A 22,491-nucleotide genomic window follows, 5' to 3' on the forward strand; every position below is an offset into this window, starting at 1 on the left:
ACAAGTCATTTACACTCTGTCATTCGTCCCTTACGGAATCGACGGCCTATTCGACGGTGACTGATTTCGCCAGGTTGCGCGGCTGATCGACGTCAGTGCCCGCAAACACGGCGGTATGATAGGCGAGCAATTGGATCGCCAGCGAGAAGATCATCGGGGCTATGATCTCGTCCACATTTGGAAGAACGATTGTTTGCATCGTGTCGAGCTTCAAGGCGCTAGCGCCCTTCTCGTCGGTGATCAAGATGATCCGTCCGCCGCGGGCCGCAACCTCCTGCATGTTTGAAACGGTCTTATCGAAAAAGCGGTCATGCGGTGCGATCACGACAACCGGCATGTTCTCGTCGATGAGAGCAATCGGACCGTGTTTCAGTTCGCCGGCAGCATAGCCTTGCGCGTGAATATAGGAAATCTCCTTTAGTTTCAGGGCGCCTTCCATGGCCAGAGGGAAGCTGGTGCCGCGGCCAAGATAGAGTACGGCGCGGCACTTTGCCAATTCACGCGAGAGAAGCTCAATCCTAGGTCGGATGCTGTTGAGCACCTGCCCCATGACGCGTGGCACCTCGGCAAGCCGGCCGACCAGTGTCTGTTCCTCCTTCTCCGTAAGGGTGCCACGCGCCCTGCCAGCAGCAACCGCGAGCGCAGCCAAAACGGCGAGCTGGCATGTAAAGGCCTTCGTAGACGCAACGCCAATCTCCGGACCGGCGAAGATCGGGAACACAGTGTCGGACTCCCGTGCTATCGTCGATTCGGGCGCGTTGACCACTGCACCGGTCTTCAAGCCGTGCTCCTTGCAATAGCGTAGGCAAGCAAGTGTATCGGCCGTCTCGCCCGATTGTGAGATGAAGAGAGCTGCCACCTGTGGCGAGAACGGGATTTCGCGGTACCGAAATTCTGACGCGACATCGATTTCGACCGGCAGACGTGCGTAGTGTTCGAACCAGTATTTGCCGATCAGCCCGGCAAAGTACGCAGTGCCGCAGGCGGAGATCGCCAAGCTTTGCACGTTGGCGAAGACCGTGTCGCGCCAAACCGCGACCACCGGGTTGTCGCTGAAGTTGATGTAATGACTGAGGGTATCGGAGATGGCCTCCGGCTGGTCGTAAATTTCCTTCTCCATGAAATGGCGATAGTTGCCCTTGTCGATCATAGGGGCCGTCACCAGCGAGATCTGCCGCGGTCGGGTGGTGACCTCGCCGTCGATATCGAAGATACGGACGCCAGTCTTGTCGATGACCGCCCAATCGCCGTCGATCAGGTAGGTGATCTCGTTGGTTAAGGGCGCCAGCGCAATCGCATCCGACCCAAGGAACATCTCGCCGCTTCCATGACCGATCGCGAGCGGCGGGCCATTACGGGCAGCCATGATAGTGGAAGGGTCATCCTCGAAGAGCAGAGCCAGCGAGTAAGCGCCTCGGACGCGCTTCAGCATCGCATGCATAGCTTCGCGCCGGCCCATGCCGTCCCGGCGAAGTCTTGCCACGAGATGCGCGATGACCTCCGTGTCGGTGTCGGTTTGGAACTCGGCGCCGGCCGCGGTCAGCTCATCCTTCAATTCGGCGAAATTCTCGATTATCCCATTGTGGACGACCGCGATGCCGTCGCTAAAATGTGGGTGGGCATTGCGTTCCGTCGGCGCGCCATGGGTTGCCCAGCGCGTATGGGCAATGCCGATTGTGCCCGCCAGAGGCTGTTCTTTCAGCTTTGCCTCAAGATTGAGGAGCTTGCCCTCACAGCGCCGGCGATTGAGCGCTCCACCGTCGATCGTCGCGACGCCCGCCGAATCGTAGCCACGATATTCAAGGCGTTTCAATGCGTCTATCAGCCGGTCCGAAACCGGATGATGGCCGACAATACCTACAATCCCGCACATACACTCTCCGGTTTTCGCATATGGGCCACAAGGCACTCACCTAGTCCCGTGAGCGAAGCTACAATCACTCTTTAATCGCCATGCCAGCTATCATTCCGTCAGAACTTCGTGGCAGAGCCGTCATTCTGTCGCGCTAAGTAAATTCAGCGCGTTCTAACGGCACTGGACTTGTTGGAAAAATCGATTCTTTGGATCGCACCCATTTGCGTCATGGATCATCATGGCACCAATGATGGCTGCTGAGCGCATCATGACGGACGTTACTCCTGCCTTGGGAAACCGGCCGGTTTATGTCCGCGGCGGCACGCATCATCCCAGCGTCCGCTCACACCGCCTTCTAAGAGTCCCCTTGGAGCGGGGCTTGTGGGAAAGCCTCCCTGACAATAAATATCGTCTCAACGCTCAGGAAAACTCGCCACAAAGGATGACTTTTCGTGTCAATTTACTGTTGGAAGTTTATACGGGTTATCGCATTTGCACCTGCTGCTACGATCATGCTGACCGCGCATAACATATCGGCGCAGGAATCGTTCACCACGGTGCAATGGCCTAACACGCCAACGGCACGGATTGAGGCACTTGCGATTCTCCAGACCTTGAATGCAAATCTCCTGAGTAATGCTAGCGCCACTTTGACACTCGATCGTTGGTGTGCCGGACACAAGCTCGCACCGCAAGGTTCTAAGATCGTTGCACAGCGGGTTCGCGGGCGAAACAAGCCCGTCGATAGGCGCATCCGAGAACTTCTGGCGGTCGGCCCCGACGAGCCCATCGCCTATCGACATGTCCGCCTCGTTTGCGGCAATCGCGTCCTTTCTGAGGCCGACAATTGGTATGTTCCGGCAAGGCTGACAATGGACATGAATAAAGCGTTGAATACGAGCGACGTCGCCTTTGGCAGAGCCGTCCAATCTCTTAATTTCACCCGCACAAATCTATCTTCCAATTTGCTGTGGTCGCCTCTTCCAGAAGGATGGGACGTAGAAAAGGAGCTACCGACACCCGCAACGGGATCATCTCTTGTACTACCGCCCTTTCTTCTCGAACATCATGCAGTGCTGAAGCTTCAGGACGGCACTCCGTTCAGTGCGCTGGTCGAAAGCTATACGAGCAATGTATTGGACTTCCCTGCTCCACCTCTGCTTGCCCACTAGCTGCCCATTGGCGCTACGACCAAAAGCGCAGCGCCCGGGACGGTATTGTCGATCGCGACCGTAAGACAGCGTCGCCGTTGCCGAAGCTCGTCGGGGGCGTTTGTACCGGCGCGCTTGTAGCGGTCGGTACTATTCGGTGTGGTCGATGGCGATCCGCTTGACGTTGGTTCGCTCCTTCTCGGTCTTCGGCAGCGTCACGGCGGTGGAAAGATGTCCCTCGTAGGACGACAGATGGGGTGAGTTCGCGTGGTAGTTTGGTACGGTCGTTTATTGCGGTCAGGTCGCCGATTAGATTGGTCCGCCTCATTCTTCTGGTCCCATAGTGTGAGGGCCGCACAGTCGATCCGGAGACAAGCGCGATACTGCGAAGACATCAATAACCGCAGCTACGGACAGTAGAAAGGTGCTTGACCTCACCACGCCGAAATAGAGAACACAACCCCATCAATACGGTCCCCGATGTCCCGTGAGGGACGGTGGCGGTAACCTTGTCAGTCGACCGGTGGCCAAGTGGTACGCCGTGGCCACGTCGAAGTGCCCGACCGCACACTCAACGGCCTCGGAAAGACGGTAACCCGGCGTGGAAGCAAGACGCTTAACAACCATCCGCATTCAAAGAGCCAATTCACGACGTGACGACAAATCGTGCCAACGTGACAAACCCGATTTGAGAACCAGCCGTAGAATCGGATCACGCACCAAGGGAGGTCCCACGTTGTTCTTGATGTGCGCTTAATCATCCGTAACGTCAATGCTTTGTATTCAAACAAAGAATTTCACAGAGTGGGTGGTCGCAGTTATGGGGAGTCCCGTAATAACCAAACCTCGTAACATTAGGAGCTTTAGAAGCATGTATTTGGAAACAGAATCCAATGATATCATCGAGGGCCCCAATGGTAACGATATAATCGGTGGTCCGGGCGGCGATCATGGCGATGAAGGTCTCTCCGGCAGGCCGTACGACGAGGATCTCGATGGTGAAGCAGGCACATTCTTCGTGGCAGGACATGAAGGCTCCGACACGTTCGTTTTCCATTCTCACTATCCGACGGGCCCTATACACTGGGGGGCTAATTTTGAGCCGATCCCGGTACTGACGATCGGGGATTTTAATCCGGCTCAAGATACTGTCGCTTTCGATGCGAAGGGACTAGGCAACGATAATAGTGGTGCGAACTTTATCAATCACGGCGACCCTCAGGCGGGTTCCACCGTTGATACCTTCTATGAGGGCAATGCCTCGGGTGCGAGCGGTGAACACGTCGTGGTAATCACAGACCAGAGTTTCGCCAGCGGGTCTGACGCAACGAGCGCTATATCCGGAGAGAGGGGCGGCGACATCATCGTCTACCACAACGCCGATACCAGGACCGTCGAGTTAGCGTATGTTACTTCGCCTGATCACGTGGATGTCTTCGCTCACTTGGCGGAGGTAGATAGCGTCTCAGACCTGACTAACATGTACCTTGCCCCCTCCGACTTCACCTTTGTCTGATCGCAGGAGGCCTGGCGGGTTCGCGCGCCAAGCCTCCAGTTGCTGCGTCGCTTCCGCTTGTTCATGTTCCCGCGTCGGGAAACCGCGGGTAGGCCGCCAAAATCCTTTGCATGATCCGGTTGTTCGACGGTCGGCCTATCGTCTTGTGCCCAGTTGCCGCTGCGCCTCCAGCTCGTATCCGCTTCAGCAGCCGACGCACCCGTCGCAGCGTCAATGACTGCGACAGGGTACCGGCTTCCTTGCGGCACATGGCACCATTGAGGTTCTCGTGATCGTCCAGCGCGGCCGGTGCATAGGCGATGTCACGTTGTCGTGGGGGAGGCGGTTGCGCTTTTATCGAAGCGGGGCGGGCCAGCAGCCAGGCGTCATCGCCCGGGCGGCCAGGCTCCGACCGCAACTGAGAATCCCAGGCGGTTACAGCAATTTTTGCTCACTGTGAGTTGCCTCGAACGAACGCTTGATTAGCCTCCGAACGCTGGCAGGTTCAAGCCGCCTGCAGGTGATGCAGGGGGCTTAGCAGGTTAGGAGCTGCATATTATGCTTACTCCGATTGACTGTGTTCGATCTTGAGAATGGCTTCCTCGATCGACGCCACTCCGAGCAGCACCAATGCATCGGCCAAACAACGCTCTATGTCACCGATACTTAGGCCCTCGATTACGGCAACCTCTTCAAGCGTGCGGCCCTGTTTCAGCCACCGGAGCGAGTTCATTTGCAGGGGGCAAAGGGGCAATGTGTTCGCCATCATCCTCTCCAAGCAATTTATAAGAATTCATGGAGGTCTCGCGTCGTTACCACGTGGCCTCGCTCCCGACCGCGGCTGCGCATGTTTACGACTTTCGCTATGGAGCGCGAAGCGTTGGGATGAAGAATAGCCACTAGAGATTTACCCCGTGGCCGGCGACGAGGATGGGCGCTAAGCCGAGCTGCGGCACGACCGGTATAGAAAGCCGCGGGGGAAACGGCTGTCGTCGAGCAGGGATCGACAACAGCCGAGTGAACCTGATGACAGGCGTTGATGCCCCTCCCAGGCCAGGAGCCACGTTGGACTTTCGGCTATTCTCCGGGGTCCGAATGGCGGTGAGATTTCGTTTCGGGCTGGTTCCATTATAGGACCGTTGATGCTGCTCGATAGCTGGCATCATCGCAAGATCACCTCACGAACGCGAAAGGCGCGCGCCCAGTTGGCTCCGGTCCGTCGAGGACATCGACACGGCCGCCGGCGTTCCGAAAACGGGCACGGCGGCGCTGCATGGTTTCGTGCTGAACAAGGGCCTTGGCGACAAGTTGCTCGGCAAGGCCTCCTTCACTGCCGCCTACAGCCGCTAATCGTTCATTGGAATTGGAGATTATCGTGAAGAAACTTATTCTCGTACCGTTCCTGCTGGCCTCGATGACGGGTGTTGTCTTCGGCGCCACTCCATTCAAGACGGTGCCCTAGGAATGGAAATCGGCACGTCGCAAGCTGAGCTATCACTCATTGAATGGATGGACCCCATCCAAGCAATCGATTTGATCGATGTACCGCAAGCACTTTATCACGGCGTCATCAAGTTGGCGGATGCTGCGGCCCCGCGCAAGGGATGGCAGGCTGTGCCCGGTCGCTTTGAACAGAAGTATAGAACTTAGAACTTAAGATCGACAATTTCGGGTTCTTCGCGTTTTAGTGCAGGTAGAGGGTTTATGATGGCTGAAGTGAAGCGAGCTCAGAGGCAGACGGGGGTGGCGCTTTGGCGTCAGATAGCGGATAGCATCCGCGAAGCGATCACAGGCGGCGCTTATGACGAGACCGACATGGTGCCGTGGGAAATGGCATCTGCAGAGCAATTTTTCGTCAACCGCCATACGCTCCGCAGTCCCCTTACAAACCTCGCCCAGGAAGGCATCGTCGGTGCCGCACAGGGAGGGGGTACGCTGATCGATCCACAGGAGAAACTCAATCTCACGTTTATCGGCCAGGTGCACCGTGGTTTGCGCCTCTATTTCCCTTATTCTCGCCCGAACCGAAATAATATGGGATGGCGAATAGGGTTTATCAGGTCGAGGACAAGTCTGGTTGCCGCTCTTGTGGTGCTGAGCGCGCCGGCGCTGCCTGTCAAAGCCCAGGAGCCAAATTTCCAGATCGGCAGTTCCGTCATCAGCGAGCTGAAATACAAGCCGGGCTTCAAGCATTTCGACTACATCAATCCCGAGGCGCCTAAGGGCGGCAATCTGCGCCTTTCCGCCTCCGGTACCTACGATACCTTCAACCCGTTGCTTTCGAAGGGGGTAAAGGCGGTTGGCCTGACCCTGCCTTTTGAAACACTTATGAAATCGCCTGATGACGAGCTGCTCTCCTCCTATGGGCTGCTGGCAGAAGGCGTTTCCTTTCCCGAGGACGTATCGCGAGCGACGTTCCGGCTGCGCAAGGAGGCCCAGTGGGCCGACGGAAGCTCGGTGACGCCGGAGGACGTCGTTTTCAGTTTCGACCGATCGAAGGAGCTCAATCCGCTCCTGTCCAACTACTACAAGCATGTCGTTAAGGCCGTGAAGACGGGCGAACGCGACGTGACCTTCATCTTCGACGAGAAGAACAATAAGGAGCTTCCCAATATTCTTGGACAGCTGATGGTCCTTCCGAAGAATTGGTGGGAGGGTGCGGGGCCGGACGGCAAGCCGCGCGATATTTCCAAGACGACGCTCGAGCCCGTGATGGGTTCGGGTCCTTATAAAATCGCTTCCTTCTCGCCCGGCGCAACGATCCGCTACGAATTGCGCGACGACTATTGGGGCAAGGACCTCAACGTGAATGTCGGGCAGAACAATTTTGGCTCGATCACTTACACCTATTTCGCTGACCGGGACGTGCAGTTCGAGGCTTTTAGGGCCGGTAACAGCGACTATTGGCAGGAGACGGCCGCTGCCCGCTGGGCAACCGGATATGATTTCCCCGCCGTCAAGGACGGGCGCGTGACGAAAGAGGACGTCGCCAACCCAGTGCGCGCAAAGGGCGTCATGCAGGCTCTAGTACCCAACATGCGGCGCGACTTGTTCAAGGACATCAGGGTTCGCAAGGCGTTGAATTACGGTTTCGATTTTGAGGAGTTGAACCGCTCGCTTGCTCTCAACAGCTACCAGCGCATCAACAGCTATTTCTGGAACACCGACCTCGCCTCCTCCGGATTGCCTCAGGGGCGGGAACTTGAAATATTGCAGGGCCTGAAGGACAAGGTTCCGCCGGAGGTCTTCACCACTCCTTATTCCAATCCGGTCGGTGGTGATCCGCAGAAAAGTCGCGAAAACCTCCGCACCGCGATCTCATTGTTGAAAGAAGCCGGGTGGGAACTCAAGAATAACCGGATGGTCAACACCAAAACTGGCCAGCCAATGAATTTCGAGATCCTGTTGTCGAGCCCCACGTTGGAGCGCTGGGCGGTGCCCTATGCCAACAACCTGAAGAAAATCGGGATAGATGCTCGGGTTCGGACTGTGGATGCCTCGCAATATACAAACCGAGTGCGTAGCTTCGACTACGACATGATCTGGAATACCTGGGTTGAGACGATTAATCCCGGCAACGAGCAGGCCATGTTTTGGGGGTCCGGCTCGGCCAACCAGCAAGGCTCTCGCAATTATGCCGGCATCGCCAACCCGGCCGTCGATGAGCTTATTCGCATGATCATCTTCGCGCCCAACCGCGATGAACAGGTCGCCGCGATCAAGGCTATGGACCGAGTGCTCTTGGCGGGGAACTATGTCGTGCCACTGTATTATCGCGACAAGCAATCGATCGCTTACTGGAACACGATCACGCATCCGGCGGAGTTTCCGACCTATAGCCTCGGCTTCCCTGATGCCTGGTGGTCCACCACCGCGAAATGAGCAGGCTTGCAATGCAGGGGCTGTGGGCTCCGGAGGCTGAAGGCTGATGGGCGCCTATATCATTCGCCGCCTGCTTTTGATGATCCCGACCATCGTCGGCATTATGGCGATTTCCTTCGTCGTGGTTCAATTCGCCCCGGGTGGTCCGGTCGAGCAGGTGATCGCCCAGCTGACCGGCCAAGCCGACAGCGCCGATCAGCGCCTGTCCGGTGGCGGGGATCTTCTCGGCGCAGGAGGCGGCGAAGAAAACTCGAAATATCGCGGCGCCCAGGGGCTCGATCCGGAGCTGATCGCCAAGCTCGAAAAACAATTCGGTTTCGACAAGCCGCCGCTGACGCGTTTCGGCGAGATGATGTGGAACTACATCCGCTTCGATTTCGGTGAGAGCTTCTTCCGCAACACCTCGGTGCTCGACCTCATCAAGGAGAAGCTGCCGGTGTCGATCTCGCTCGGCATCTGGATCCTGATCTTCTCCTATGCGATTTCCATTCCGCTCGGCATCCGCAAGGCGGTCAAGGACGGATCGACCTTCGATGTCTGGACCTCGGGCGTCATCGTCGTCGGCTATGCCGTTCCGAGCTTCCTCTTCGGCATCCTGCTGATCGTGCTTTTCGCCGGCGGCTCCTTCTACGACTGGTTTCCGTTGCGCGGCCTCGTTTCCGACAATTTCGACCAGCTCGCCTGGTGGCAGAAGCCGCTCGACTATTTCTGGCACCTCACTCTGCCGCTGATCTCGCTTTCGCTAGCCGCCTTTGCTACGACGACGCTCTTGACCAAGAATTCCTTCATCGAGGAGATCAAGAAGCAATATGTCGTCACCGCCCGCGCCAAGGGTCTGAATGAGCGGCAGGTGCTTTACGGCCATGTTTTCCGCAACGCCATGCTGATCATCATCGCCGGTTTTCCCGGTGCCTTCATCTCCGCTTTCTTCACTGGCTCGCTGCTGATCGAGAACATCTTTTCGCTCGATGGCCTCGGCCGCCTCGGCTATCTCTCGGTGGTCAACCGCGATTATCCGATCGTCTTCGCGACACTCTATATCTTCTCGCTACTCGGTCTTTTCGTCAGCCTGATCTCAGACCTGATCTATACCTGGATCGATCCGCGCATCGATTTCGAGCGGAGGGATGTCTGATGGACGCCGCCGCAAACCCTGCCACCGCAACCCCGGTCAAACCGCCGCGCAAGGGGCTGCTGTCGCCGACCAATATCCGTCGGTGGAAGAATTTCCGGGCGAACGGCCGCGGCTACTGGTCGCTGTGGCTTTTCCTGCTGCTGTTCGTGCTCAGCCTTTTCGCGGAATTCCTCGCCAACGACCGGCCGATCATCGCCTCCTATAAGGGCGAGATCCTGTTTCCGGTGTTGATCGACTATCCCGAGGAGAAATTCGGCGGCTTTCTCGCCGAAACCGACTACCGCTCCTCGGTGATAGCAGATGAGATCAATGCCAATGGCTGGATGATCTGGCCGCCGATCCATTATTCCTACCGCTCGGTCAACTCGAACATTCCGCATTCGGCTCCGACTCCCCCCTTCTGGCTGATGACCAAGGAGGAGCGTTGCTCAGGTTATCCGCAAGGCGCGAACGATCCCGGCTGCACGCTCGGCAATCTCAACTGGCTCGGCACCGATGACCAAGCGCGTGACGTGCTGGCGCGCGTTATCTACGGCTTCCGCATATCGGTGCTGTTCGGCCTGGCGTTGACCATCTGCTCGGCGATCATCGGCGTCACGGCAGGGGCGGTGCAGGGCTATTTCGGCGGCCTGACCGATCTCTTGCTGCAGCGCTTCATCGAAATATGGTCGTCGATGCCTGTGCTTTATATCCTGCTCATTATCGCCGCGATCCTGCCGCCCGGCTTCTTCGTGCTGCTCGGAATCATGCTGCTCTTCTCCTGGGTCAGCTTTGTCGGCGTCGTGCGCGCAGAGTTCCTGCGCGCCCGCAATTTCGAATATGTCCGCGCCGCCCGTGCGCTCGGCGTCAACAACCGCACCATCATGTGGCGCCACCTGCTGCCGAACGCCATGGTGGCGACGCTCACCTTTCTGCCCTTCATTCTCTCAGGCTCGATCACGACGCTGACCTCGCTCGATTTCCTCGGCTTCGGCATGCCGCCCGGCTCCCCTTCGCTCGGCGAAATGATCGCCCAGGGCAAGACCAACCTGCAGGCGCCTTGGCTCGGGCTGACGGCCTTCTTCACCATGTCGATCATGCTTTCTCTTTTGATCTTCATCGGCGAAGCCGTGCGCGACGCCTTCGATCCGAGGAAGACGTTTCAATGAGTGACATGACAGAACCGCTCCTTTCCGTCCGCGATCTCTCGGTTGCCTTTCATCAGGGCGGCGAAACCTCGCTTGCCGTCGATCGGATCTCGTTCGATATCGCCAAAGGCGAGGTCGTAGCGCTCGTCGGCGAATCCGGCTCCGGCAAATCGGTCTCGGCCAACTCGATCCTGCGCCTTCTGCCTTATCCCTCGGCAAGCCACCCCTCCGGGGAAATCCTGTTCAAGGGCAAGGATCTCTTGAAGGCATCGGAGCGGGCGCTGCGCGAGGTGCGCGGCAATGACATCACCATGATCTTCCAGGAGCCGATGACCTCGCTCAATCCGCTTCATACGATCGAGAAGCAGATCGCCGAGATCCTCGCCCTGCACCAGGGGCTCACCGGCCAGTCGGCGCGGATGCGCGTGCTGGAACTGTTGAACCAGGTCGGCATCCGCGAGCCTGAGAAGCGGTTGAAGGCCTATCCGCACGAACTCTCCGGCGGTCAGCGCCAGCGCGTCATGATCGCCATGGCGCTCGCCAACCGGCCGGAACTGCTGATCGCCGACGAACCGACAACAGCGCTCGACGTCACCGTACAGGCGCAGATTCTAGAGCTTCTCCGGCAGTTGAAGACGGCGCACGGCATGTCGCTGCTGTTCATCACCCACGATCTCGGCATCGTGCGCAAATTCGCCGACCGCGTCTGCGTCATGACCAAGGGCCGGATCGTCGAAACCGGGACGGTCGAGGAGGTCTTCGCCAATCCGAAGCACGACTATACCCGCCATCTTTTCGCTTCCGAACCGCGCGGCGAGCCGCCGCTTGCCGATCCGTCGAAGCCGGTGGTGATGGAAGGCTCGGATATCCGCGTCTGGTTCCCGATCAAGGCGGGGCTGATGCGCCGCGTCGTCGATCATGTGAAGGCGGTCGACGGCATCGATCTTTCGCTGCGCGCCGGACAGACGCTCGGAGTCGTCGGCGAATCCGGTTCGGGCAAGACCACGCTCGGGCTTGCCCTCACCCGTCTGATCTCGTCGCAGGGACGGATTGCCTTTTTCGGCAAAGATATAGCCGGTTATTCTTTCAGCGAAATGCGGCCGTTACGCAACCAGCTGCAGATCGTCTTCCAGGACCCCTACGGTTCGCTCAGCCCGCGCATGTCGGTCGGCGATATCATTGCCGAAGGGCTGAAAGTGCATGAGCGCGCCTTGAGCGCCGAGGAGCGCGACCAGCGTGTCTGCTGGGCGCTGGAGGAGGTGGGCCTCGATCCCCTGACCCGCTGGCGCTATCCGCACGAGTTTTCAGGCGGCCAGCGCCAGCGCATCGCCATAGCTCGCGCCATGGTGCTGAAGCCGCGTTTCGTCATGCTCGACGAGCCGACATCCGCGCTCGACATGAGCGTGCAGGCCCAGGTCGTCGACCTCCTGCGCGATCTGCAAAAGAAACACGACCTCGCCTATCTCTTCATCAGCCACGACCTGAAGGTGGTGAAGGCGCTCGCCAACGACGTCATCGTCATGCGGTTCGGCAAGGTGGTGGAGCAAGGTCCCTCCGCGGAAATCTTCCGCGCGCCCAAGGACGATTACACCAAGGCGCTGATGGCAGCCGCGTTCAACATCGAGGCGGTGCCGACGCCCGCCGTGCAGCAGTAAAGAAGATCATGTCAGTTCGTCCGCCCATGATCCGAAGTTCGCCACTAACACTGTTGCTCCGCAATCATACCTGCCGCGTCTCCGCGAATAGCTCTGGCAATGGGAGCGCAATATATATTGCGCCACGAACCCTTGGCGAAGGATGAGGTCGAATGGGTTGACAGCCGACCCTTTTGTACCGCTAGGGACCGCCGCCATGGCTGAGAAATAGATGGAAACCTTGTTCCGATGGTGACCACTCCATTCCGTTGATCCTGCCAGCCAAGAGCGGCCTCGGTGGCGGTCGAGTGCATTGATCATTCCATGTTGCGTTGATGAATCGTTTCTCCTGATAAACGCGCGCTTCTGTTGGCGAGCCGCAATTTCCAAGCAAAAGGATCCGCGCGTACGCGAATGAAACAGCAGGCGGCGCAGCGGTTGATCGAGCCGCACAGGTGGTTGGTATACGAGCTGACGAGCAGATCGTGTTCGCCGCTGGCAATATACCGCTCAGATGCGGGCGCGCGATCTGGTTCCAGCGTGACGACATTAAGGCCTGTGTTTGGACGAGCAGGTTTCACAGCGAGGCGGGAAACCTCGGCGGAGTTCTCTCCACTGACAGTAGTGGCGATCATGCGGTTTGCTCGCATCTTCCAAGACTCACAGGCTCATCATTGGTCATCATCTTGCGTTAGCCAATCCGCACTAGGCGACGTGGTTATGACCGCTGGAAGAACAGGCGCCGGTTACTCTTGACTTAAGGCTCTCTTTCCCATTCCAAGATACCGCGCACCATCTTCCCGGCCTGCGTAGACGGAGCGCTTTCAATGATCAGGGTGTCACCGTTGATGCGATAGCTCCGTTGCTGTTCGGAGCCCACCCAGTTCTGGTCGCCCGCAATGTCAATTTTCGTGATGAAACGATCACTCTCCAGCCGATATTTACCGGAGTATGTATACAAGCTTCGGAAGGCGGCACTCTGCTCGTCCGCACCCTCGGCCGGCTTGCGGTTTTCGGCGGAGATGAGAACGAACATGCGATTCGATGATGAGAAGAAGACATAGCCGTCGGGGCGCTCCCCGAACGGGGAGGCCTTTTGTTCCCTTGTGTCCATGTCTTCCATCACCCACCGTGTAAGCTTCCATGAGCCGGTGAGCGTTTGGGTATCAACTAAAGCAGGGTGTACATTAGGATGTGTGACCATTGTGAAGCTCCCGTGGATCTGGCGCTGTAATAACGCTCCATGGTCAGTTGCTCGGTCATCCTAGATCGCTTTTCTTGCGTTACCCGATATCAAATTCATCTGCCGCCATGCCAATCGAATATGCCCCCGACGACGACCGAGGTGCATCTGCTGATCCTAGCAAGAACGATTAGACTCTGATTGCCACAGTCCGCAAATGCGCGGTTGCACATAGTGGCACGCTCTGCGGGCGGCAATCATCGTGTTCGCCATCAGCATGGCGATGGTCATTTGGGTCAACCGCACCTCGAACAGGCGTGATGACCGCAGCGACCTTCGGGGCCCCGGCAAATGCCACATTACAGACGAGACGTGTCTTTCCATGGCCCTTCTTCGGGGCTGCAGCGCGGTTGATAGCAACGTCGATGACCGTTGCCCCGGGCTTGACCCAATCCGCCTTGACCATCTCCGGGTGGCCGACGGCGCGGCAACAAGGATATCTGCCCTGTGGCAGACGGCCGACAGGTTCCTGGTGCGCGAAGAACGGCCGATGACCACGGCGTTTATGCCCGACAGGTTCTCCCCATGCGTGCGGCGTACGAAAACCATCGCCCCGCTGGCGTGCAGGACACCAGGCCGGCTTCGAGATCGCCGGACGCAAGCTTGCCGGCGTTGACAACATGCAGACCATCGACGGCCTTTTCCGACAGGATCGACTGGATGATGGGCTCGCTGTTCAACGGCTTCGGCAGCGGCAGTTGTACGAGAATGCCGTGAATGGAGGGGTCGGCGTTGAGCGTTGCTACATGAGTGCAGCGAACTCTTCCTGCGTCGTCTCGGCAGGCGGCGTATGCTGCACCGACTTGAAACCGCATTCCCCGGCCATTTTGCTCTTGGAATTGACATAGGTGCGGCTTGCAGGATCGTTGGCGACGATTACAACCGCAAGACCGGTTTTGACACCGCTTTGTTTTTCCAAAGAAGTGGCTGCCACCTTGACCGTTTCGATTACCGCACCGGCGACCTAGTTGCCATTAATCACTGTCGTCATGCGTGTCTCCCAATGGCTAGCGTTGGAAACTCGACGCCCATCTGTGCCAGGTCGTCCCAAAGGCTTTCTGTGAAACCGCGTAGAACGATAAGTTTCGAATGTATCATTCGAGATCCGCGAGATGTGACCAATCAGGCAGGCGGTGGAGCCCGACCGCGGAGCTGGCCGCCGAACAGTGAGACTTCTATCGCCGCGGAGAAATGGAAACGCCTCGTTCGAAATATCCTCATCGACGATCGACTGCAGGATCAACCGCGCCTTAGGGCCCGCGATCGCCATCTGCGCCCACTGATCAGTCGCCGATGCCAGCCGCACGTCAAGATCCGGCCACAGCGTCTGCGAGCAGAATTCAAGGTGGTTCATCACGCCTGCCGCATAGGCTGTTGTGGTCGTCATGAAAAAGTGATCATCCGACAGGCGGCTGGTTGTGCCGTCATCGTAGATCATGCCGTTCTTCGCGCAGCATCAGACCATAGCGAGCCCTGCCGACTGGCAGCTTCAAGCATTGCAGTAGACGCGGTTGAGGAACTCGCCCCCGTCCTTCCCGCAGATCTCGATCTTGCCGTGCATCGAGACGTCACAAAGGCCGGCATTCTTGCTAACGTTCAGCACTTTCCGGTCCACGCTCTCCCGCCAGCCGCTTTCGCCGCAGGGCGGGAGTCAGGACGAGCGCTACCAAAGTCCGGTCTCAACGAACTGGGCGCCGTTCTTCCTTCCCGTTCGTGAGCGTCGTTCTGACAATCGACGAAAGCTTTGCCCTTGACGCCAGGAATGTTCCACAGCGGCTTTGCTAGAGGCGCGCCAATGTCTCCTTCTATAGGCCCGAAGTCGACCGCGGTTGCCTTCAAGCCTGTCCGGCGAGCAGTTCGGCTGCGCGCTGGGCGCCGTCGGCCGCGCTTGCGGCCAAGCCTGTCGTCGAATGGGCACTTCCGGCAGGGTCGAGGCCCCTGGTCGTCGGGTACCCGCAACGCCGCGTGCTCTGTTTCGGCTTATGCCGCCTCGCTATCGATCCTCGAAGCGATCCCCGCTCCATTAAGGGAGCGGCGGTTGCGCCTTGCGTCGAGGTGGAGGACGAGTATTGGGTTTCATCCTGATCAGCTTTAGCTATGTTCGCCGCGTGCCGAATCCCTGAATGTATAGATCCTTGGCAATTGCTCGGAGCGCGGCGATCGCCAGACCAAAAAAGCAGGCTAAGTGACCCAGAGCGAACAAAGAAGCCGCTAAGGTAACGACGACTACCGCAGAGCGCTAAAAGACCCCTACGACGCACATTTCCAACTTTTCACTGCCGACGCCCAGCTAATCGCGCGCGTGTTGCCTGGGGGCTGGAAGGGCCGTAATCATCGCATCTTTCAAACCACGAAGCTCTCCGCCCGTCACTCGCCTGATTTGTCCTTCGGCAGCTCCACCTGTACGGCGTTCCAGTTGGGCGGGTTCTGCCGGAGAATGTTGCGAACAAAAAAATCCAGCAGTTTGCGGTTAGTGAAAGTGCCAGGCGCACCATGATCCGCACCAGGCACATAGACCATTTCAAAATCTTTTCCCGCCTTAATGAGCCGATCGGCAAGCTGGAAAGTGGAGGAGGGATCGACATTTTTATCCATTTCGCCGACGACCAGCATCAATTTTCCGCGAAGTCTGTGGGCATTGTCTATGTCGGAGGACTGCGAATATTCAATTCCGACCGGCCAACCCATCCATTGTTCGTTCCACCAGAGTTTGTCCATACGGTTGTCATAACAACCGCTGTTGGCGACCGCAACCTTATAGAACTCGGGGTGGAAGAGCAGCGCACCCACTGCATTTTGCCCTCCGGCAGAGCCACCGAAAATTCCGACATTGGAGATGTCGTACCAAGGAAACTCCACGGCCGCCGCCTTGTGCCAGAGGATGCGATCTGGAAAGCCCGCGTCCTTCAGGTTTCTCCAGATGACGTCATGAAAGGAGCGCGAGCGGTTGTTAGTGCCCATGCCATCGATCTGCACGACGATGAAACCTAATTGCGTGAGCGGGTCAGTCACCGGCCGGAATGATTTAGGGACAAACGAGCCCTGCGGGCCGGCATAGATGCTCTCCACCACTGGATATCTTCTCTTCGGATCGAAGTTCGCCGGCAGATGAATGACGCCCCAGATATCGGTCTTACCGTCCCGCCCTTTAGCATGAAAGCTGATCGGCGGTTGCCAGCCGGCAGCGATCAGCTCGGAGATTTCCCCGGTCTCGACATCCATCAGTTTGGCGTTGTCTTTGGCGCGATAGAGCGTCGTGCGCGCTGGCAGATCGACGCGCGACGATAGGTCGACATAGTAGCGGCCGCTGGCCGAGAATTCTATGTGGTGGTTGGCCGGCTCGGGTGTGAGCGCGGTCAGCCCCTTCCCGTTGAAGCCAATGCGGTACGCGTGGACGAAATAGGGATCCTCGTCCGGGTTCATACCGCTTGCTTCGAACCAAATCACACGCTGGGTCGGATCGACATAGTTCACCGACCGCACCACCCAATCACCACTGGTGATTTGGTTCTTCAGCGCGCCGGTCCGGCCGTCGAACAGATACAGATGCTCGTGCCCGTCGCGTTCCGACGCCCAGATGATCTCCTTGCCGTCATCGACATCATAACGGAATGTCTTCCCAGTCCGGTACTGGTCCCCCGACAGCGGTAGGTAATTGACGAAGGTCTTGCTCGCCTCCTCGACTAGCGCGCGCGTGCGGCCGGTGGTGGCATCCACCTCAATCAGACGATAGATCTGATGGCCGCGCTGGTTGTATAAGAAGGTGAAGCCGCGCGCGTCCTTCCACCACTTTATCGGCGATATGTGAAACGGGTTCGAAAACAGGACATTTTCGATTACGATGGGGCGCCGACCGGCAATATCGAATAGCACCGGCTGGGGAACTGACAGCACGTCACCCGCCTTAGGATAGACGATGGAAGAAAATTTGGGTTGAAGCTGGTCCGTTGGCGAGGATTCGAGGTAGTGTACCTCCCGCTTTTCACCAGGACGGATGCGATAGGCCGCAAGGTGGCGCGAGTCAGGAGACCAGCGGAGCGTGGAAAAGGCATAGTAGTTGCCTTCCGATCCGTCCCAGCTCAGAGGAACATCCTTGGAGCCGTCCTCGCTGCGTAGGAAGATATTGTAGTTCTTGATATAGGCGCTCCATTTGCCGTCCGGCGACACGCTCGTCTTGCCGGGATCGTTTGTCGCCGCCGGCGTGTAGTCGTACCTCACCTCCTGATAGTCCGGATCGCTCGGAAGCAATTCGGTGTAGGTGCAGGTGTAGCTCGCAAGGTCGCAGCTCCATAACTCTTTCCCGCTGCGGAAGATGAGCCTGCTACCACTGTCGGTCAGTTTGAAGCGGTCGAACGGAAGGTTTTCGGGCTTATGGCTCCTGTGGCTCACCTTGTTCAGCGCAGCCGCTAGGCGGACCTGATCGAAAGCAGACCGCTTCTCGCCTGTGGCGGCGTTGACCAGCAAGAACTCGTGTTCGCCGTGACTGCTCCTGCGGTAGGCGAAGGTCTCCTCGGTTACCCAGAAAGGCACTTCGGGGAGATTAACAGCGAGCCGGCGATAGCGGTCGTTGATGGTGAGCGCCCGCTCGAAGTCCGTCACCGCCAGCGGCGGATCCTCAGGGGCCGGACCGTTCGTCAGCGGCTGCGTGCCTGCTCCAGGCACACTGATCAGCGCGGACGTCAAAGCTGCTGTCGTCAACAGGGCGCGTTGCCTGCCTTCAAATTTGTCCATTACCGTTTCCTTTGATTTACACGTCTAATCCCGGTGTGCAGCAGCAGTTTTAGGATGCCACAACCCTGTCGCACAACCGCCGGGTAGTCCCGGCCGTCCGGAAATAGCCATTACCGTTTGAGGTTGAATTGAAGGCGCCCCTGTCTTTGGCTCTATCGAGGAGAAAATCTCGTGCGCAACAGACTGATTTCGAAGTGAAACGCTTCTGGATCGGAGTCGCAAGAATCAGAACCTAAGTCTATCACCTGACAGCGCTGTAGTGGTTCACGTGTTTGATCCATACACCAGCAATCGCCGTGCCAGATGAGAAACTCTCGATAGAAGAACGTCGCGGGGTCGAAACCGCAATGTAGGATTCCTGCATTGTCGGGCAAAGGGCATCTCGATGCGCATACCGCAATGCGATCCAATGCGGCTCCGCAGGCTTGGCGAGTCACATCGCGGCTATAGAGGGACGAAGCGAAAGTCTCGGGCAAGCTCACGGTTGCCATTGGCAATAGCGGCAATCTTGCCAAGGTGCTAGGCCGCGGTTCGTCGATGTCGGCCACTCCAGGACTTCCTGGCGCTGGCGCGTTGAATTCGACCTTAAGATTCGAAGCGCCGGGCGAAGCCGCGGTCGCGACCTCGCGTCAGCGATGCAGCTCGCGTGTTTTGGCATAGCAGCGAGCCTCGAGAACTCCTCGGCCGCAACTGTATCCGCCAGCTATCCCCGAAATCATAATGGTACCTGGAGGAAGCTGCGTCTCGTTCCATGGGCGCTCCTGGAGGGTTCTCCAAGCGTAGCAGCAGTGGTCGACGATATCCTCGTAGGACTTGAAGACGCGGTTTGAGAGCCAGTTGTCCCCCATGAACTGCCAGATGTTTTCGACCGGGTTCAACTCGGGCGATTTTGGCGGTAGTGGCAGGATGGTGATGTTTTCAGGAACGACGAGATTGTTGGACATATCCCGCTTGGTCCATGATGAGAACGGCGTAAGCATTGTCAGCAACGTTGCGGGAGATCTCAATCAAGTGCTGGTTCATGGATGAGTGTCGCACCACGGCATGACGAGAGCGGCAGCCTTGCCCTGCTTGGGGCAGATGGCACCGAAGATATAGGCCGACCGGGTTCGCTGGTCGTGCGGCGCGGAGGGCCTTGATCCCCGCTTGGCCCAGCGGCGGGTGATCTTGTTCTTCTCGCCTATCCGCGCTTCGTCCTGGCGGGACCGGCGGTGATTTCTGCCACAGCGGCGGGGAAGTTTTTTTAAATGCCTCCGCCGCCTCCGGATCCTGCGCATGATGTCTTGGGCGAGCCGAGAGCTTGCGATACCCCATGGCACGCACTTCGCGACCCAGGGTCTCCTCGCTCACTGAGATGCGGAACTCTTCCCAAATCCATTGGGCCAGATCACACAGACGCCACCGAACGACGCCATCAAGATAAGGCGTCGGCCCGCGCTCGATGGCTTGCGCCAACGCCGTTCGCTGTTCGTCGTTCAGGAGAGAAGGCTTTCCCGGAGCCTTGCCGTTGATCAGCCCGTCCGGACCGCGAGTATTGAAGCGCACCACCCAGTCGCGCACGATCTGAACTGTCACGCTGCCAAGCCGGGCGGCATCGGCGCGCGAGCCACCATCATATGCGAACGAAAGAAGCCGCCGCGCCTGATCGGCATCGCGCGTCTGACGGGCCAGACGCCGCAACATGGACCCGTCGAAATCCGAACGCAAAGAAAGCGCTGAACCCATCGCAAACCTCCTGTTTGCGCCAAAGATTGAGATTCGTTGGCCGTTGGGAATCCCCACGCGAGTCACGCTCAATGACGGCTGGTATTAGCTGTGCCCCAAGTTAGGCGTTCGCGCAGTAATAAAGTCTTCCAGGAGCACCGAAAGACATCGTTTCGTTGCCCTCTGAGCACCTGGCGGATCAAGCCGCGGCTATGACCTGTACAGGGCACGATTTCCTTCACGGCGGACCGGTCGTCGCGGCCGAGGACAAGTCCGAGACGCACCGCTGCCAACATTGCCGGCGAGATTGCAGTGTTGCGCCGACAGCGGCTGACGGACAAGCACATCGCCAAGCAGACAGGCGTGTCTGCGGCAACGGTGAGCCGGGTGCTCAAACCCGCCGGTCTTTCCCGGCAGATATCGAGCCGGCCGAACCGGTGCGGCGCCATGAGCGCGAGCGGCCTGGAGAAATGATCCATGATCGCACCCGCCAAAGTTCGCGCAGAGGCAAAGGCTGGCGTGCCGGCTGGGATCACGTTCACGTCGCAATCGATGACGCCTCGCGCGTTGCCTTCTCGCAGATATTGTCAGACGGAAAGAAGGACAGCGCGGTTGCCTTTCTCAGGGCCGGTGCCGACCTACTCGGCGGCCACCTTTTGGCAACTCTGCCTGTAAGGGTTCAATGTCGCGTAGCATTGTCCGATATATCACAATGTCGGGCATGCAAAACGGCGGGTTCGACCGATTACGCTGCATTAAAAAGAGTTTTGCTTATGGCAGGCATATTGCGTGCAGCCATTTGGAGGGCGCAAGAGAGCAACGAAAATTGCGCGGAGAATCGAAATGTAAAAGCACACTTTCCGCCGGGGCCTGCATCCGATCCTTCTGCAGTAGGACGATTCGGATGCAAACAAACTAAGAGGTCGTACAGAGATAGTCGAACCAAGGCTGCGCAGGAACTTGGTGCAGCCCCTCGCGCGGATGCCAACTCTGCATTCGTTCCAACCCGGCGAGATCCTCGATGTCCATAGAGACGCTGTCATGGCAACTCCGGGAGGGGCTGATGTTTCATAATGAAATGGATTCACTGCTGCAGGAAATCCGCGATTACTTCAGAGCCGGTTGCGCTTGCCGCAATTCTTCGCAGGGACGGAAGACGGCCGGCAGGCAAGCAGCTGGGCCAACTCCTGCATCGGCATGGGCGGCCGGTAAGGCCCGAGGACTCGGGCACCTCCTTGTGATCGAAGCTCTCGATGTGATCGGTTTGCCGGCCATCAAAATCCTATTCACTATGATGGCTGCCGGCTTGCTGGCAACCACCGCCTTTACTGCGGATCCGATCCCCGCAGATCTTAGAGAAATGGCGCTGGCTACCTTCAAGGCTTTGCCATCCACCACGCCGGCAGTCGTCAACAACCCGATCACACCGGAGAAAATCGTCCTAGGCACGGCACTATTCTTCGATCCCCGCGTCTCGGCGTCCGGCGTTTTCTCATGCAACTCGTGCCACAACCTAGCCACCGGGGGCGACGACAATCTTGAAACCTCGATTGGCCATGGTTGGCAGAAGGGGCCGCGCAACGCGCCTACGGCACTGAACGCTGTCTTTAACATCGCACAGTTCTGGGACGGTCGCGCCGAAGACCTGAAGGCTCAAGCTCAGGGACCGGTCCAATCCAGTGTCGAAATGGCCAATACACCGGGTCAAGTCATTGCCACGCTTAAATCAATGCCGCAATATGTCGAGTGGTTCAGTGCAGCTTTCGCGGGTGATACCGATCCCGTCACCTTCGGCAACTTCGCCAAGGCAATCGAAGCCTTTGAAGCCACTCTGGTCACACCGGCTCCCTTCGATGCCTTTCTCAATGGCGATGAAGCCGCCATGACTTCCGAACAGAAACAGGGCCTGACGCTTTTCATGGAAAAAGGCTGCTCATCGTGCCATGCCGGTACCAACGTTGGGGGGGAGGGCTATTACCGTTTTGGCATTGTTGAAAAGCCCAGCGCCGACGTCCTGCCGGAAAAGGACAAGGGCCGTTTTGCCGTTACGAATGCATCCGACGATATCTATGTCTTCCGCGCGGCACGGCTGCGCAACGTAGCACTCACCGCGCCATACTTTCATTCGGGTAAGGTTTGGGATCTCAAGGCCGTCGCCATCATGGGGACCGCCCAGCTTGGCGAAGCATTGAAGGAAGAAGAAGTTGACCTGATCGTGGCCTTCCATAACTCGCTGACCGGAAAGGTACCGGAGATCGCCTATCCCGTTTTGCCCGCCGAGACGGCGGGAACACCCCAACCTGTTTCGCAGATCTTAGGAAATAAAGGCTAGAGCAGGCTACGGGGATCGCAATCAAGGACGATTGCACGTAATCGTCGCATCAGTTTTAAGTCCCTGCTTCCGCACTGAGTTCCGTTGTGGGAATGTATGGTGGAAACATGCAAGATAGTCACGATGTTTCCGTGCAGATCAATCCTTTCAGCTCCCGCCGGCCCAAATCGGGGAGCACTTCACAAATGGGGCAAAGCTTACT

Annotated in this window: 12 protein-coding genes and 5 pseudogenes; 10 read left to right on the top strand and 7 right to left on the bottom strand. The window is 58.0% G+C overall.

Annotated features, from left to right (window positions below):
- Positions 1-46: 46 nt before the first annotated feature.
- A complete protein-coding gene (gene glmS / locus NXC14_RS22470) occupies positions 47-1,873 on the bottom strand; it encodes a glutamine--fructose-6-phosphate transaminase (isomerizing) (protein WP_085780328.1) in 1,827 nt (608 codons plus the stop codon).
- 434 nt (positions 1,874-2,307) lie between these two features.
- Between glmS and NXC14_RS22475 the strand changes: the two genes are divergently transcribed.
- Entirely contained in the window at positions 2,308-3,027 is a 720-nt protein-coding gene (locus tag NXC14_RS22475; protein ID WP_085780329.1) for a hypothetical protein, read from the top strand.
- An 850-nt stretch (positions 3,028-3,877) separates the two neighbouring features.
- A complete protein-coding gene (locus NXC14_RS22480) occupies positions 3,878-4,522 on the top strand; it encodes a calcium-binding protein (RefSeq protein ID WP_085780330.1) in 645 nt (214 codons plus the stop codon).
- Between the two features lie 541 nt (positions 4,523-5,063).
- Here NXC14_RS22480 and NXC14_RS22485 read toward each other — a convergent pair.
- Positions 5,064-5,267 (bottom strand): hypothetical protein, encoded by a 204-nt coding sequence (locus tag NXC14_RS22485; RefSeq protein ID WP_198175558.1) that lies wholly within the window; start codon positions 5,265-5,267, stop codon positions 5,064-5,066.
- 698 nt (positions 5,268-5,965) lie between these two features.
- Between NXC14_RS22485 and NXC14_RS22495 the strand changes: the two genes are divergently transcribed.
- The 6 genes and pseudogenes from NXC14_RS22495 to NXC14_RS32585 form a co-directional block, all read left to right on the top strand.
- Positions 5,966-6,151, top strand: a complete 186-nt coding sequence (locus NXC14_RS22495) for a hypothetical protein (protein WP_085780332.1) — start codon at positions 5,966-5,968, stop codon at positions 6,149-6,151.
- A 57-nt stretch (positions 6,152-6,208) separates the two neighbouring features.
- Positions 6,209-8,383: an ABC transporter substrate-binding protein gene (locus NXC14_RS22500; protein WP_198175559.1), complete on the top strand. Its 2,175-nt coding sequence runs from the start codon at positions 6,209-6,211 to the stop codon at positions 8,381-8,383.
- Positions 8,384-8,429: 46 nt separating this feature from the next.
- Positions 8,430-9,518, top strand: a complete 1,089-nt coding sequence (locus NXC14_RS22505; RefSeq protein WP_085780334.1) for a microcin C ABC transporter permease YejB — start codon at positions 8,430-8,432, stop codon at positions 9,516-9,518.
- Complete coding sequence (locus NXC14_RS22510) at positions 9,518-10,666, top strand: ABC transporter permease (protein WP_011423571.1); 1,149 nt, start codon at positions 9,518-9,520, stop codon at positions 10,664-10,666. Before NXC14_RS22505 ends, NXC14_RS22510 begins: the two co-directional genes overlap by 1 nt.
- Positions 10,663-12,300 (top strand): ABC transporter ATP-binding protein, encoded by a 1,638-nt coding sequence (locus NXC14_RS22515; protein WP_085780335.1) that lies wholly within the window; start codon positions 10,663-10,665, stop codon positions 12,298-12,300. The genes NXC14_RS22510 and NXC14_RS22515 overlap by 4 nt, the downstream gene beginning before the upstream one ends.
- A 354-nt stretch (positions 12,301-12,654) precedes the next feature.
- Positions 12,655-12,974, top strand: a pseudogene (locus tag NXC14_RS32585) (type IV secretory system conjugative DNA transfer family protein); the annotation flags it as partial.
- A 62-nt stretch (positions 12,975-13,036) separates the two neighbouring features.
- Here NXC14_RS32585 and NXC14_RS22525 read toward each other — a convergent pair.
- The 5 genes and pseudogenes from NXC14_RS22525 to NXC14_RS22555 all read right to left on the bottom strand — a co-directional run.
- Positions 13,037-13,483 (bottom strand): lipocalin-like domain-containing protein, encoded by a 447-nt coding sequence (locus NXC14_RS22525; RefSeq protein ID WP_085780336.1) that lies wholly within the window; start codon positions 13,481-13,483, stop codon positions 13,037-13,039.
- Between the two features lie 156 nt (positions 13,484-13,639).
- A pseudogene (locus NXC14_RS32590) lies at positions 13,640-14,471 on the bottom strand (tetrahydrofolate dehydrogenase/cyclohydrolase catalytic domain-containing protein).
- A gap of 285 nt (positions 14,472-14,756) precedes the next feature.
- Positions 14,757-15,083: pseudogene (locus NXC14_RS33520) on the bottom strand (sarcosine oxidase subunit alpha); the annotation flags it as partial.
- Between the two features lie 806 nt (positions 15,084-15,889).
- The gene (locus tag NXC14_RS22550; protein ID WP_085780340.1) at positions 15,890-18,253 is read right to left on the bottom strand and encodes a S9 family peptidase; all 2,364 of its coding nucleotides are present in this window, start codon (positions 18,251-18,253) and stop codon (positions 15,890-15,892) included.
- 749 nt (positions 18,254-19,002) lie between these two features.
- Positions 19,003-19,978: pseudogene (locus tag NXC14_RS22555) on the bottom strand (IS630 family transposase); the annotation flags it as partial.
- Between the two features lie 294 nt (positions 19,979-20,272).
- Here NXC14_RS22555 and NXC14_RS22560 point away from each other — a divergent pair.
- Together NXC14_RS22560 and NXC14_RS22565 are read left to right on the top strand one after the other, a co-directional pair.
- Positions 20,273-20,586, top strand: a pseudogene (locus tag NXC14_RS22560) (IS481 family transposase); the annotation flags it as partial.
- Positions 20,587-21,248: 662 nt separating this feature from the next.
- A complete protein-coding gene (locus NXC14_RS22565; protein ID WP_348630265.1) occupies positions 21,249-22,289 on the top strand; it encodes a cytochrome-c peroxidase in 1,041 nt (346 codons plus the stop codon).
- The last annotated feature ends 202 nt before the right edge of the window (positions 22,290-22,491 follow it).

Origin of the sequence: Rhizobium sp. NXC14, from assembly GCF_002117485.1 — a bacterium.
GTDB lineage: Bacteria > Pseudomonadota > Alphaproteobacteria > Rhizobiales > Rhizobiaceae > Rhizobium.